This window comes from Senegalimassilia anaerobia JC110 (assembly GCF_000236865.1).
In the GTDB taxonomy this organism is placed as follows: domain Bacteria; phylum Actinomycetota; class Coriobacteriia; order Coriobacteriales; family Eggerthellaceae; genus Senegalimassilia; species Senegalimassilia anaerobia.
The window spans coordinates 131,523-144,934 of record NZ_HE611017.1; the positions used below are offsets into that span (position 1 = coordinate 131,523).

A 13,412-nucleotide genomic window follows, 5' to 3' on the forward strand; every position below is an offset into this window, starting at 1 on the left:
GCGTAGGGCATGATTGCCTCCTTTAATAGTTATGCAATTGAGGAACAAAGTCAAAACGAAGCTGCATTTACGGCCACTGATTGCAACCGTGAGCCAATCCAAAGCGCTACGCGCGCTCGCCCTCCCAAGGAAGCTTCTTGCCGAGGGCGCCCGCCACCACAACAGCCGCAGAAATTGCGACAACGGTGCCGATAACGAACATGAATACGGCATCGAACGACCCCGTTACCTCATAAAGCTTGGTGATCACGAAACCGCCAATCGAACCTGCCGCAAAACCCGCAATGGTCATATATGCGAAAATCTTGCCGTAGTCTTTCGTGCCAAACACCGTAGACGCAACGCTGGCAATGCCAACGCCCAACAGCACGTACAGCACATCGCCAAGGCCCGCGCCAAGGTACGCCATGATCACGTTACCTGCGCTCCCCATCAGAATGACCATAGACAAAATGCCCACCGCCATCCAGGCCACAAAAGCCTTGACAGCACCGAACTTGTCGATGGTCCAGCCAACCAATGGGTTCAAGCCGATGTCGAAGATAAGCGCCACTGAAATCATCAACGCGCCAACGGTAGGAGCAAAGCCGACGCTTTCAGCATACACAGGGAAATACGTGTTGATAACCGACGCGATCTGCGTTGCCGCCAGAGCAAAGGCCAAGAGCACAAACGCCGCGGAGCGAATAGCCTTCGAAAACGGCACGCCTGCCGCCGCCTCGCCCTCTGCATGTGCAGCCGGATCATACCCATAAGGCTTCATACCCTTGCGCTCGGGGCTATACCGCACGATAAACAAAGCTGCAGGCACGGCAAGGCACGCCGCCACAATAGCGAACACTAGCAGAGCCATACGCCAGCCCATCGTATCAATCATCATAACGCTCAACGGACTCATGATGGCAGAAGCCACGGACGCAAGCGCCCAAGCCAACCCGATAGCGAAACCCGTTTTCTTCTCGAACCAGTTCGTAAGCACCGTGGAAACAAACACGATGCTGGTAAAGGACATGCCGATGCCCACGATGGCACCGCCAACCCACCACAGCACCACGCTATTAGTAAACGACAAAATAGCGATGATAACCGACTGGATGCCCGCGAAAGCCGCAATGCCGATCGGCGGCATTTTCTCAATCATATTGCCCACAAAAGGCAGCCCTGCCGCAATACCCAGATACACAAGCGTGGAGTAGAGAGAGATACTCGAATACTCTACGCCCATGCTCTCAGCGGCTGGAACGAAGAAGTTGCCGATGACCACGGTGTAAAACGTCACTGTACCGGCAATCAGCATGCCGCAGCCCAAAACCACGAGCCAGGCATAGTGGAACTTGCTTTCCTTTTCCATGTCCACCCTCCAAAGGTGGCGTGCGCCGCACACAAGCGGCGCACGCAATGTCGAAATCTGCTACTAGCAGCCAATGGTGGCGGCCAAAACGGCCTTAATCGTGTGCTGGCGGTTACCTGCCTCGCGGAAAATCTCGGAAGCGTGCTTCTCGAAAAACTCGTCGGAGATCTCCAAGCCAGATGCAATCAGGTCCCTGGAAGCCTGGTCGGGTGCCTCTTCGAGCAGCTGCTGGCCCAGCTTATGGTCGGCGTTATGCAGCGAGGGAAGCATATGCAGCACCACAACGTCGGGGTTCTTCACGTACTTCATAAGATCGGAAGTCAGACGATACGGCGTCAGCTCCTTGGCGTAGTGCATCCAGCAATCGTAGCCATGGTCGTCGCCGGTGGAGGAGTTCGTGTACTCCCATTCCTCGGTAGTCAGCACATCCATGCCCTCAAGCAGGTTCAGATCATCGGAGATGACCAGCTTGTTCTGCGGCGAATACTTGGCGAACAGGCCCTCGAGCTCCTCGATATACTCGGGGAGCATTTTGTGATCGTACAAGTCAGGCCCGATAACGTACAGATCCATACCCAGATAAGCGCACATGCGGCCGTACCACAGAGGCTCGATAGCAGCCGCGCCCAGGTATGCCATCTTCTTGCCCTTGCACGAACCTGCGCCGCCCCACAACTCTTCGAGCGTCATGGCATCGGCCAGCATCTGCGTGGGATGGTCCTCGGTGGTCAACGCGTTAATGACGGGGATATCGGCGTAGTCGGCAATCTCGTACATGAACTTCTCGGGCCCCTGAGAGCGCCATACGATGGCATCGTACATCTCGGAGAACACACGGATAGTGTCCTTAACCGTCTCCTGAATGCCAACATGAGAGTTGGACAGATAGGTGAAACCAATGCCCAGGTCGTGACAGGAGGTTTCAAAGGCGCAGCGCGTGCGGGTCGATCCCCACTCGAACTGAGCGATAACGTTCTTGCCGGTAAAGCGATGCTGATCGACACCGGCACGCTTTTCGGCCTTCAAGGTGTGGGCAAGATCGAGCAGATAACGGAACTGTTCGGGAGTCAAATCGCGCAGGTTGATGAAGTCTTGGCCACAAAGAGTATTTCGCATGATCGTTTCCTTTCTTTCGCGTTCACGGCGCAGCGCGCAGGCTGCGCCGTCTTATCTAGAGGGAGCTACGTGCTTCGCGCTTAAGCCTGAGAGGGGATGAACACGTTTTTGGTCCAGCAGTGCACGCCGCCGCCGGCGAAGTTCAAGGCCAACGAGTCGATCATGACCACCTTGCGGTCCGGGAAGCACTTGTTAAGCGCCTCTTCCGCCTGAGCGTCTTTAACCTTGATGGCCTCGTCCATGCCAGGCTGCCAATAGCGCTGGCCCAACACCACGCCGTTGCACACCAGGAAGTTGCAATAGCTCGTAGCGGCGAACAGGTGCAGGTCGCCCTCGTTATCCCACGGGGTGCCATCCTTGAAGCTGTCGCCGACCAACTCGTGGTAATAATCGAACAGATCGTCACCAGGGCGCTGAATGTATTCGATATGCGCCGACGTGGGAATGCGGTAGATTTCGAACGGGTTGCCCTCAAGATCGGTCTCGTTTTTCAGGATCTCGTAGCAAGCATCCAGGCGGCGTTTGTTCTCGCGAGAAATCACGTTGGAAGCGGCCTCTTCTTCGGTAACCTCGGCAAGCAAGATCTTGTTCTTGCCGATGAAACGGCACATCTCATCGGCGTGCGCGGCGAAACTGGAACCGACGATGGGCGTGCCGTCTTCCTTGAAGTCAAGCGGCGCCTGCGTGAAATCATCGTCGTCGAACAACGGCTGAGGCAGCCAGATAATCTTCTCGACGTTCCAAATCTTTTTGTACTCAGCCTCGATTTGCTCCTTGGTGTACTCGGGATTGCGCTTACGCACTTCGGTATCCTCCACGGCCATGAGAATGCCGGCGCCGTTGAATTCGCGATCGCCACCCTCGGAAACCATGTCGGAATCGATGATGTTGGTGCAACCCAGCGTTACCGCAGCATGCACGCCTGCCAAGCGAGAGAAGTTCTGCAGGCCGTCGTTTTTGCCGTAACGACCGTAGAAGCTCCAGCTGGGGTTCACCACCAGCGTTTCGCCCTTGTCGTTCACCATGACGTTGGGACCGTTATCGCGGAAATAGAAAGAGGTGGGATCCTCATCGAACTGCGTAAACTTTATCTGCTCGATATCGATGCCGGCATCGACTAGCGTTTTCTTGCAATCAGCCAAAAGACCATCTACCGTCGGGCAGCAATTGATATGAACGGTAACCTCTTCCATGAGGTTACGCACGATCTCGGTGATGGGCGCCCACGCGTCGTAGCCTTTAATAGGCTCCGCAAAGGGAACCCATTCCACGAATACATCAGTCTGCGGTTCGAACTCGCCAGGATACCTAAAGCCGTTATCCATGACTCCTCCTTACGGGTTGCGCGTGCCTGCCCCATGCAAGCACGCTTCGATGTCGCAAACGCTATGCCACACGAAAAAGGCCGCAAAGTACGAACCAGGATTATTTTTCTGAAGGGTTTATTCTCTTCTGAACTACAAATTGCAATAATCTTCACCGAATGTATCGATAATCTCGCGAACAGAGGATTCTAATCTCTCATAATCTTTCAAAAATGGACTATGAACTGCAGTTTTGTATCTTGACTAAACCTGGTTTAGATAAAACTCATGCTGTAAAATCTAGACGCTCCCATAGACAAACGGGCGAGGTTGCAATTGAAGACGGAATTGCAAAAGGGGATAGCAATGGAACTATTTAATTTCTATCTTGCCAGCGGCGTTGTGCTCATTTGCTGCTCATCAGCATTGGTTTCTTTGGTCACGTATTCCATCTCGAAACGCAAGATGCTGCTGTTTCTTGGCTTATTTCTAGGCAGCTATATGTTCGAACAACTGCTTGTGTTCCAAAACGAATATCTTACCCAAGACAAGGTTATCACCGGACATTTCTACGCGATGGAGGATCCTCTTCTGCATCTTGTTTTCGGCATTGTCATGCTCCAATCGCTTTGGATGGCATTTTGCTACTTCTTTAACGAGAAAAGCCTCGTGCTTATCATCGCGCCGATTTGCGTGTTCACTGTCGCATCGCTTGCCATCCTATATGCGCCAGCGCTAGGCGATCAAATGCGGAAATGGGCGTTTTACGCCATGCGACAGGTATTTTTGCTATGGATTGTCGCGTATAGCTTGCTGACCTATCACGCTAGCCATTCGGAAGCGCTTAGAACACGCGGGCGTAAAAGAGCACTGTTCTTACTTGCCTTTGCCATGCTTGCCGTAGCCGTACTTGTTGAGGATTCCCTCGTCATGCTGCATGTCGACCCTTCATCTTTTGCCGAATCGGAACTGCTGCATTTCCTCTATCGCCGCAACATCAGCGAATGCATGCTCATGACGTCGCTTACCATATATACCGTAAACCTATGCATTCAGATTTTAAAGCTGAAGAGTATCAAGCCGGAACCTGCTGCATCACAGCACCAAGAGAACATCGATGACCTATTACCCTATTTTGCCGAACGTCATGGACTCACGGCGCGCGAACAGGAGATTCTAAAGATGGTGCTCAACGGCACCGACAACACGCACATAGCGCAAGATTTACAACTGGCGCTGGGCACAGTGAAAACACACGTGCACAACGTGTTCAAGAAAACGGGCACCACAAACCGCAACGAACTGCTGAAGGCGTTTTGGGCGGAAGCTTAGGAAGTTAGTGAGTTAAAACTTTAAGGAGTCGTTGACTCACTCGAATTAGTCAACGACTCCGGTTCGTTTTGACTCGCTAACTTTTCATGCCAGCAAAGCATGGTTGGTTTCAGCTATGCGCTCGCATAGGGCTGCGGGTTCGGGGTTGGCGCCGCAGTGGGCTTATCGTTGCAGCAAGGTTCGACTGGTTTGCCCGATTCGTTCGCGCAGTTCGGCGGGGTCGTCGCCTCGCAAGGCCGCAAGCTGGGCCAGCGTTTCCTCGAGCAGCTCGCGCACGCGGGCGGCGCTCCACGGCGCGCCTGCGAACGCAGGCTCATCGGTCTCCAGCAGCAACCGGTCAGCCGGGATGGCCTGAGCGTAGGCTCGTCCGCGCTTCGAGTCCAACATGTGCGGGTTCACGCTGAAGTAGCAGCCCGCCCGCCGCGCGCGCGTGAGCTGGTCGGACGTGCCGGAAAACCAGTGGATGATGCAGGCGTTACCTGTCATGCCCCCGAACACACTCGCATGCTCGAGCACGTCGAGCACCTGGTCAACCGCGCGAATCGCATGCACCGACAGCACTTTGCCCCCTGTGCGGGCACATGCATGAGCGACGCACGCCAGCGCATCAAGCTGAGCCTCACGCGTATCGGCGCGGCGCGGCGAAAGGTCCAACCCCACCTCGCCGATGAAGCGGTTACGCGCAACAAGGTTGTACAAGCGATCCCAATCAGCGGCGACATCGTATTCGCCGACCAACCAGGGGTGCAGGCCTGCGCCCACGCGCACGTTGACGGCGTCCGCGAGCGCCGCTTGCTGTTCCGCGAACTCCGCCGGCGTCACCGTATTCGAAAACGCGCCCACGCCCTGCGCGGCAAGCTCGCGCACAGCTCGCGCCGCATCCGCGCAAAACCCCAGGTGACAGTGCATATCAAACAAATCTGGCAACATATTTCGCATCCTTTACCGCAACTGCCGGCGCCTCCGCGAACTACGCCTCCGGGACCTGGGCGATCTCGCAGAGCACTTTGCCTGCTAGCATCTGGCCGAAAATCGGCGGCATGAAAGATGCCGTGCCCAAGTTTGTGCGCTCGCGGCGCTCTGCACCCTCCACGGCGGGGCGCTTCACCGGTTCCTCGCACGAGTACAGTACGCGCAAGCGGCGGATGCCGCGTTTGCGGCACTCCTTGCGCATGACGCGCGCGAGCGGGTCGTTGTGCGTTTCGGAGACGTCGGCGAAACGCAGGCACTCGGGGTGCAGCTTGTTGGCGCCGCCCATGCTGGAGATGAGCGGCATCCCCGTGCGGTCAGCGTACTCGGCGATGGCCAGTTTTGCGGAAACGGAGTCGATGGCGTCGATGAGCATGTCAACTTTCCCCAGGTAGCGGTCGAGCAGCGGCGCCACGTCGTCGGCGCGCAGGAACATGTCGAGCGCCTCCACCTGGCAGTTGGGATTGATGTCGTGCACCATGCCGCGCACCACTTCGTGCTTTTTGCGCCCGAGCGTGCTGTGAAACGCGATGGCCTGGCGGTTGATGTTGGACAGGCCGACGATGTCGTGGTCGAGGACAATCAGATGCCCCACGCCGCCGCGCGCCAGCGCCTCCACGCAGTTCGAGCCCACGCCGCCCAAGCCGATGACCATAACAGTGGCGGCCTCCACGCGGTCGAGGCCGGCGCTGGTCATGATGACCTCAAGTTTCTCGGTGGGCGTGCCGCGGCGCGTGCGGACGCGCAGCGACTCAGCAATCTCCTCGCGCGTACGCGGCGTAGGTGCCGGGGCACCAGCGGAGGGGGCAAAACCCCTTGGCGAAGCATCCGCACGCGCGCTCGATGCAGGAGAGGAAGTTTTGGCTGCCGGGGAGACAGCCGCAGAAGCGGCGTCCACCGGGAAGCCGGCGCCCGCCGCCCCGCCCAAAGCCGCGTCGTCTGCAGCGGTCGCATTCTTGCTGTTCACGTTCTCGGCCATGCCGTCCCTTTCGCGCGCGCCGCAAAAGCGGCGGTTTCGTGTTTCGCGTTCATCCTAGCATCACGGGCGCGCGCAACCCTGCAGCAGCAGGCATCATCACGGAAGAAGGGGAAGCGAACGCAAAAGCGATGTTCGTACAAACCCGCAAACTAGGCGGAGGCAAAAGCCCAGCACTCGCGTGAGCCCGCAAGTCGGGCGAACGCAAAAGCGGGGCGGGCGCGATTGTTGCGCCCGCCCCGCTTGCCTGTTACGAAGCTGTGGTGGAGCTTGTGGAGCCGCTGGCCGAAGATCCGGATGAGGAACCGCCCGTGGACCCCGTGGAACCGCTGTTCGACGAGGAGCTTCCCGTCCCCGTGGAGCCGCTGGTAGAGGAGCCGCTCGACGAGCTGCCGGCGTCGCTCGCGCTGCCGCTGCCGGAGCCGCCAGTTTGCGAACCGGACGCACTGCCGGAACTGCTGCCGGAGCCGGTGGCGGAACCCGTCGAACTGCCGGAGCCGCTCGTGCTACCCGATTCCGTGCCGCTGGCCGACGACCCGCTGGCGCTGCCGGACCCGGAAGCCGAGCTATCCGACGACGCGGTGCCGTCCTGATGCACCGGTGCGGCGGAATCCTTCGTGGCGGCGCCTTGCTGATCCTGCGTCGCCGACTGTTGCGACTTGCCGCTCTGCTTGCCCTTCGTCGTGGAACCGTCGTCGGTTTGCGACGTCGAGGTGCCGATGAACAGCGGCTCGGTCTTGGTGCCAACGCCTTCGCCCGCCGTCACCAGGTTGATGATGCCTGCGGAAATGGCCACCGCGGCCAGGGCCGATACCACCGACACCGCGATCACGCCGCGCTGCATGCGCTGACGGCGCAGATGCTCCGCGCGGCCGCGCAGCACGCCCGTCTCGCCGCTTTCTCGCAGATCGCGCACGCTGCGGGTAGGGGTTGCGGAAGCGGCCGGGCCGCCGTCTGCAGCCAGGTCGCCGGGCACGGCCGAATCGCCGGGCGCTACCGCGACGCCCATCACGCGAGTTGCCGAAGAGTCCTCGCCGGCCATCGGCATCACGCGGGTTTCGCCCGCTACTGCTGCGGCGCCTGCCTCATCGAGCGGATTCAGCTCGCGCAGTTTGTCGGCGGATGCCTGCAGAAACTGCTTGTACACCTGCGACGCGACGGTGGACACCACCGAGCCTACCGCCACGCCGATGACCGAGCCGGCGATGCCGATCTTCGACGACAGCAGCATCGACGTCACCGCCGCCAACGCGCCGGCTGCTACCTGCGGCACGGACAAGCCCTCGAGCAACCCGCCAAGCCCCTTGCGCTTGGACGCCTCCTCCGCTTCAGCGGCTTCCGCAGCCGCGGCGCCATTCGCGCCGGGCATGCCATTCGCACCACCTGCCGCAAACGCCCCGTTCGCGCCGGGTACACCGGGTGCGGCATTCCCGCCGTTCCCGCCCGGTGCGGCGAACGGCACCGCCACCCGCTGCGTCGGCGCCGGGCGACCCTGAAGCGGATACGGCGCTTGAGCTGCCTGCGCGGGCCTGTCGGCGCGAAGGGGCATTTGCCGCGTTTCGCCCCCCATCGGCATCCTCGTATCCTTACCCGCGGTTTGCGGGTTTTCCTGCATATGCGCCATGAGCAACCTCCTCATGCTCGCCTTTTCCTGTGCGCGGCTGGCAATCATCGCGCTCGAACCTTGTATTAAGCTGAAGGCTACGCGCTTCGTCATCGCCCCGATACCCTTTCAGCGAACATTCACCGAAGCGATACCGACCCGTCAAACAACAAGCGCCGAATCCGCGCAAACCCAAACGAGGCCGGCACCCCCTCGGAGTGCCGGCCTCGTGTCAAGCCGCTCGATCGCGAAATCTCGCGCGGGAACATCGCCTTGCGACCACGGCAGCTGCACATTGTCGGGGCTTGGTCTAATCGCGAAATCCAGCACAGCGCCTCGCCGCCTTCACGCGGCCGAGCCCTGCGCGGGCAAGCGCCCGGTCGCCGTCCGCCCTTACTCCGCGATCTCGATGTGGGGTTGGGGCGCGTTGGCCAAGTCGCCGACGGTCACGCCGTCCACGTACTTCTCGATAACCTCGTCGAGGCCCGCCCAGAAACGCACCGTGGTGCACACGCCGGCGCGGTGGCACGGCTCGGGGCCGTCGAGGGCCGCGCAGGTCACCGGCACCGTGGTCCCCTCGACCGCGCGCAACACGTCGCCTGCCAGGATATCTTGTGGATCGCGCGCCAGACGGTATCCGCCGCCCTTGCCGCGCACGCTTGCCAACAAGCCCGCCGACACCATGGGGCGGGCGATCTGCTCGAGATACTTCAGGGACAGCTCCTCGTGTTCGGCCACTTCGCGAAGCGATACCTTCGCCTCGGGCCCCGCCTGCGCGATGCACACCGCCAAGCGCAATGCATATCGTCCCTTCGATGAGATAAGCACGATTCCCCCTTATCGTTTCCAACTACCTTCGCAAAACCACCGAAACGCTTGCCGCGAAACGTGCGGACCAGCGCCCGGACGCACACGTGGCCCGATGCGCCCGACAGGCCCGCCCTCCCGGCGAACCCGCACCCGGCGCGAAACGGCAGGCGGGCAAGCCTAAGCTCCGCGCCGCGCGAACCACGCGCGCCGCAGGCCGGCTTCCCGGCCCCGCGCCGCACACCGCGTCAGCGCCTACACGCTCGCCGCCATGACCAGCCCGGGTCATCCGTCGGCTGCGCACATCGTCCGGTGTCGCCCTCTGAATATATAGGTTACACTAGACGTAAAGCATGCGCGTTCGCGCTCATTCCGCGGATTGATCCTTTGCAGCAAGCATTTCGCTTGACAAATCCGCGTGTCACGTTATCTTAATCCTATCAAACGTATATGAATAAGCAAAGCCTTATTTATGAGAATTGAGAAGGGGAAGAAGATGGCAGACGAGAACATCCTCCTCAACGTGGCAGGCCTTTCGGCCGCCGTGGATGAGAAGGTCATTCTTCACGACGTCGACCTGACCGTGGGCGCTGGAGAGACCCACGTGCTGATGGGCCCGAACGGCGCCGGCAAATCGACGCTGGGCCACGTGGTCATGGGCGATCCCGAGTACACGGTGACCGGCGGCAAAATCACGTTCAACGGACAGGATATCACAGATCTGTCCACCGATAAACGCTCGCACGCGGGTCTTTTCCTGAGCTTCCAGGCGCCGGTGGAGATCCCCGGCGTGCCCGTCAGCAGCTTCCTGCGCGCCATTTCCGCAGGCCGCCCGGGGGTGGGCGACATGAAGGGCAAGCAGTTCCGCAAGCACGTCAAGGAACTTGCCGAGGAGCTGAACATGGACCCGGCCTACCTGGACCGCGAGCTGGGCGTCGGCTTTTCCGGCGGCGAGAAGAAGAAGCTCGAGATGCTGCAGCTGCTGCTGCTCGAGCCGAAGCTGGCCTTCCTGGACGAGACCGACTCCGGCCTGGACGTGGACGCGCTGTCCGTCGTCTCGCGCGGCATGGAGGTCTATCGCAAGCGCTGCAACGGCACGCTCGTCATCATCACGCACAACACCCGCATCCTGGAACACGTCGACGTCAACCGCGTCCACGTCCTGGTCAAGGGCCGCATGACGGCCGAGGGCGACGCATCCATGATCGCCGACATCGACGAGAACGGCTTCGAGCAGTTCGAGCAGGCCGCGGCCGCAGCCGCCGAATAAGGGGCAGCCATGGCTAAGCAACGCACCGAGGTAGCGGACATCGACCGCAGCCTCTACGACTTTTCATACGGCGACAGCACCGAGAAGCTCGAGGCGGGCCTGACGCCCGAGATCGTCCGCGAGATCTCGGAGAAGAAGGACGAGCCGGAGTGGATGCTCCAACACCGCCTGAAGTCGCTGGAAATCTACCGGAACATGCCCACGTCGGACTGGGGCCCGTCCATCGCCGGCCTCGACATGGACAACATCGTCACCTATGTCAAGCCCAACACCGATCAGAAGTCGGACTGGGACAGCCTGCCCGACGACGTGAAGAACACCTTCGACCGCCTGGGCATCCCCGAGGCCGAGCGCAGCTACCTGGCCGGCGTCGGCGCGCAGTACGACTCCGAGCTGGTCTACCACAACATGCAGGACACCGCCTCCCGCATGGGCATCGTGTACTCCGGCATCGAGGAGGCGCTGCACGACCCGCAATGGGAGCCGCTCATCCGCGAGAAGTTCATGACGCTCATCCCGCCCACCGACCACAAGTTCGCCGCCCTGCACGGCGCGGTGTGGTCCGGCGGCAGCTTCGTGTACGTGCCGAAGGACACCAAGCTCGACTTCCCGCTGCAAAGCTACTTCCGCCTGAACGCGAAGGGCGCGGGCCAGTTCGAGCACACGCTCATCATCGTGGAAGACGGCGCCGACCTGCACTTCATCGAGGGCTGCAGCGCACCGAAGTACAACGTGGCGAACCTGCACGCGGGCGCGGTGGAGCTGTTCGTCGGCAAAAACGCGCACCTGCGCTACTCGACCATTGAGAACTGGTCGAAGAACATGTACAACCTCAACACCAAGCGCTCCACGTGCGACGAGGGCGGCTCGATCGAGTGGGTGTCCGGCAGCTTCGGCAGCCATGTGGGCTACCTCTACCCCATGTCCATCCTGGCCGGCCGCAAGTCCACGTGCACGTTCACGGGCATCACGTTCGCCGGCACGGGCCAGAACCTCGACACCGGCTGCAAGGTGGTGCTGGCCGCACCGGAGACCTCGGCGTCCATCGAGACGAAGTCCATCTCCAAGGGCGGCGGCGTGTCCACGTTCCGCAGCAGCGTGGTGGCCACGCCGAAGGCCGAGAACTCCGCGTGCAGCGTGTCGTGCCAGAGCCTGATGCTCGACGACCACAGCCGCTCCGACACCATCCCGGCCATGGACATCCGCTGCAAGCACGTCGACATCGGGCATGAGGCCACCATCGGCCGCATCGGCGACGACAAGGTGTTCTACCTGATGAGCCGCGGTATTTCGGAGGAAGAGGCCCGCACGATGATCGTGAACGGCTTCGCCGACCCCGTGTCCAAGGAGCTGCCGCTCGAGTACGCCGTGGAAATGAACAACCTCATCAAGCTGGAAATGGAAGGGGCGATCGGATAATGGGCGCCGACGTTTTGAACAACGTGAACGCGATGCCCGCGCCTACCTGGCATCGCCTTGGTATGAACGAGACCGCCGTTGAGCTGCCCGAGGGCCTTTCCTTCGCAGCCCAGGTGGAAGTGGAGGCCGCCGCCGAGCTCATCGGCGAAGCGGGCGCCTTCGACGCGGCCGTGGCCGCGCTGCAGGAGCGCGTCGATGCGGCTCGCGCCGCCGGCCCCGCCGACACGCGCGCCATCCTGAAGGCCGTCGACCCCGACGTGGACCCCGCCGACCTGGATATCCCGGCCTTGTCCACCTACGAGCACAAGGCCGCGCGCCAGGAGATGGCGAACAACGTGGCCGAGGCGTTCGAGTGCGGCATGGGCGAGCAGGCCACCGCATGGCTGGCCGAAGCCGCCGGCAAGGGCGCCGCAACCGTATTCGCGCCGGCAGCCGGTAAGCACGGCCAGGCTACGGTGCGCATCGCCGGTGTGGACGGCGCCGCCAACGTAGCCGCCATCGACGTGGTGGCCCCCGCGGGCGCGACGTTCGACCTGACCGTGTCGCTTGACTCCCCCGCCGCCGGCAGCGGCGTGGTGGGCGTGGTGCTGCGCGTGTTCGCTGGCGAGAACGCCCACGTCAACGTCACGTCCGTGCATACGCTCGATGAAACGTGGATGGCGCTCGACGACACGGGCATCGTCTGCGACGAGGGCGCGTTCGTCACCGTCCGCCACCGCATGCTGGGCGCCGGCAAGTCCTACACGGGCCTGGCCACCGACCTGCGCGGCGACTTGTCGCGCGTGGACGTGGACACCCGCTACCTGGCAGCCGGCCAGGACGTGCGCGACTTCAACTACATCGTGCGCCATCGCGGCAAGAAGACCCGCTGCAACATCGACGCCAACGGCGCGCTCATGGGCGAGTCGAAGAAGGTCCTGCGCGGCACCATCGACTTGGTGCGCGGCTGCAAGGGCGCCGAGGGCACCGAGCGCGAGACCGTGCTTCTGGTGGACGAGCGCGTGGAAAACAAGACCATCCCCGTCATCCTGTGCGACGAGGACGACGTGGCGGGCAACCATGGCGCTACCATCGGCCATGTGGCCGCCGACCAGCTGTTCTACCTGAAGTGCCGCGGCCTTTCCCAAGAAGCCGCCGAGGGCCTGTTCGCCACGGCAACCCTCGAGGAGACGGCGCTTGCCGTCGAAGACGAAACCGTTCGCGCGGGCGTCGGCCGCCTGGCCGGCCGCCTGGGCATTCCCTATCAGGAGGTGGAAGGCTAGCTT

General features: G+C 61.3%; 11 protein-coding genes. 4 read left to right on the forward strand and 7 right to left on the reverse strand.

Translation table 11 applies throughout. From position 1 onward, the window contains the following. Positions 1-106 precede the first annotated feature (106 nt). The 3 genes from SFHG_RS08880 to SFHG_RS08890 all read right to left on the reverse strand — a co-directional run bounded on the left by SFHG_RS08880 (position 107) and on the right by SFHG_RS08890 (position 3,792). The gene (locus SFHG_RS08880; protein ID WP_042436478.1) at positions 107-1,351 is read right to left on the reverse strand and encodes an MFS transporter; all 1,245 of its coding nucleotides are present in this window, start codon (positions 1,349-1,351) and stop codon (positions 107-109) included. Between the two features lie 63 nt (positions 1,352-1,414). Further along, positions 1,415-2,467 (reverse strand): Rossmann-fold NAD(P)-binding domain-containing protein, encoded by a 1,053-nt coding sequence (locus SFHG_RS08885; RefSeq protein WP_042436481.1) that lies wholly within the window; start codon positions 2,465-2,467, stop codon positions 1,415-1,417. Positions 2,468-2,547: 80 nt separating this feature from the next. Beyond that, the gene (locus tag SFHG_RS08890) at positions 2,548-3,792 is read right to left on the reverse strand and encodes an agmatine deiminase family protein (protein WP_042436483.1); all 1,245 of its coding nucleotides are present in this window, start codon (positions 3,790-3,792) and stop codon (positions 2,548-2,550) included. A gap of 345 nt (positions 3,793-4,137) precedes the next feature. On the opposite strand from SFHG_RS08890, the gene SFHG_RS08895 reads away from it, so the two are divergent. Continuing rightward, entirely contained in the window at positions 4,138-5,103 is a 966-nt protein-coding gene (locus tag SFHG_RS08895) for a helix-turn-helix transcriptional regulator (RefSeq protein ID WP_042436486.1), read from the forward strand. Positions 5,104-5,265: 162 nt separating this feature from the next. Here SFHG_RS08895 and SFHG_RS08900 read toward each other — a convergent pair whose 3' ends face one another. From SFHG_RS08900 to SFHG_RS08915, 4 genes are all read right to left on the reverse strand, one after another. Then, complete coding sequence (locus SFHG_RS08900; RefSeq protein ID WP_162096589.1) at positions 5,266-6,033, reverse strand: TatD family hydrolase; 768 nt, start codon at positions 6,031-6,033, stop codon at positions 5,266-5,268. 40 nt (positions 6,034-6,073) lie between these two features. Next, positions 6,074-7,051 carry a tRNA threonylcarbamoyladenosine dehydratase gene (locus tag SFHG_RS08905; protein ID WP_238318320.1) on the reverse strand — a complete coding sequence of 326 codons (978 nt, stop codon included), beginning with the start codon at positions 7,049-7,051 and terminating at the stop codon, positions 6,074-6,076. A 247-nt stretch (positions 7,052-7,298) separates the two neighbouring features. Then, positions 7,299-8,672 (reverse strand): hypothetical protein, encoded by a 1,374-nt coding sequence (locus tag SFHG_RS08910; RefSeq protein WP_052297913.1) that lies wholly within the window; start codon positions 8,670-8,672, stop codon positions 7,299-7,301. 372 nt (positions 8,673-9,044) lie between these two features. Continuing rightward, on the reverse strand, positions 9,045-9,479 hold the full coding sequence (locus SFHG_RS08915; protein WP_042436488.1) for an RrF2 family transcriptional regulator: 435 nt from the start codon (positions 9,477-9,479) through the stop codon (positions 9,045-9,047). Between the two features lie 475 nt (positions 9,480-9,954). Here SFHG_RS08915 and sufC point away from each other — a divergent pair, with 475 nt between their 5' ends. From sufC to SFHG_RS08930, 3 genes are read left to right on the forward strand one after another with little or no spacing between them, the layout of a single operon-like run. After that, positions 9,955-10,728, forward strand: a complete 774-nt coding sequence (gene sufC, locus SFHG_RS08920; protein ID WP_042436489.1) for a Fe-S cluster assembly ATPase SufC — start codon at positions 9,955-9,957, stop codon at positions 10,726-10,728. Positions 10,729-10,737: 9 nt separating this feature from the next. Further along, on the forward strand, positions 10,738-12,147 hold the full coding sequence (sufB, locus tag SFHG_RS08925; protein ID WP_042436492.1) for a Fe-S cluster assembly protein SufB: 1,410 nt from the start codon (positions 10,738-10,740) through the stop codon (positions 12,145-12,147). Then, positions 12,147-13,409 carry a SufB/SufD family protein gene (locus tag SFHG_RS08930; RefSeq protein ID WP_042436495.1) on the forward strand — a complete coding sequence of 421 codons (1,263 nt, stop codon included), beginning with the start codon at positions 12,147-12,149 and terminating at the stop codon, positions 13,407-13,409. The genes sufB and SFHG_RS08930 overlap by 1 nt, the downstream gene beginning before the upstream one ends. Positions 13,410-13,412 lie beyond the last annotated feature (3 nt).

What these genes read in the sequence shown, in the direction of transcription:
- SFHG_RS08880 (WP_042436478.1), bottom strand. Translation starts at nt 1,351, where the DNA reads ATGGAAAAGGAAAGCAAGTTCCACTATGCCTGGCTCGTGGTTTTGGGC.
- SFHG_RS08885 (WP_042436481.1), bottom strand. Translation starts at nt 2,467, where the DNA reads ATGCGAAATACTCTTTGTGGCCAAGACTTCATCAACCTGCGCGATTTG.
- SFHG_RS08890 (WP_042436483.1), bottom strand. Translation starts at nt 3,792, where the DNA reads ATGGATAACGGCTTTAGGTATCCTGGCGAGTTCGAACCGCAGACTGAT.
- SFHG_RS08895 (WP_042436486.1), top strand. Translation starts at nt 4,138, where the DNA reads ATGGAACTATTTAATTTCTATCTTGCCAGCGGCGTTGTGCTCATTTGC.
- SFHG_RS08900 (WP_162096589.1), bottom strand. Translation starts at nt 6,033, where the DNA reads ATGTTGCCAGATTTGTTTGATATGCACTGTCACCTGGGGTTTTGCGCG.
- SFHG_RS08905 (WP_238318320.1), bottom strand. Translation starts at nt 7,051, where the DNA reads ATGGCCGAGAACGTGAACAGCAAGAATGCGACCGCTGCAGACGACGCG.
- SFHG_RS08910 (WP_052297913.1), bottom strand. Translation starts at nt 8,672, where the DNA reads ATGGCGCATATGCAGGAAAACCCGCAAACCGCGGGTAAGGATACGAGG.
- sufC (WP_042436489.1), top strand. Translation starts at nt 9,955, where the DNA reads ATGGCAGACGAGAACATCCTCCTCAACGTGGCAGGCCTTTCGGCCGCC.
- sufB (WP_042436492.1), top strand. Translation starts at nt 10,738, where the DNA reads ATGGCTAAGCAACGCACCGAGGTAGCGGACATCGACCGCAGCCTCTAC.
- SFHG_RS08930 (WP_042436495.1), top strand. Translation starts at nt 12,147, where the DNA reads ATGGGCGCCGACGTTTTGAACAACGTGAACGCGATGCCCGCGCCTACC.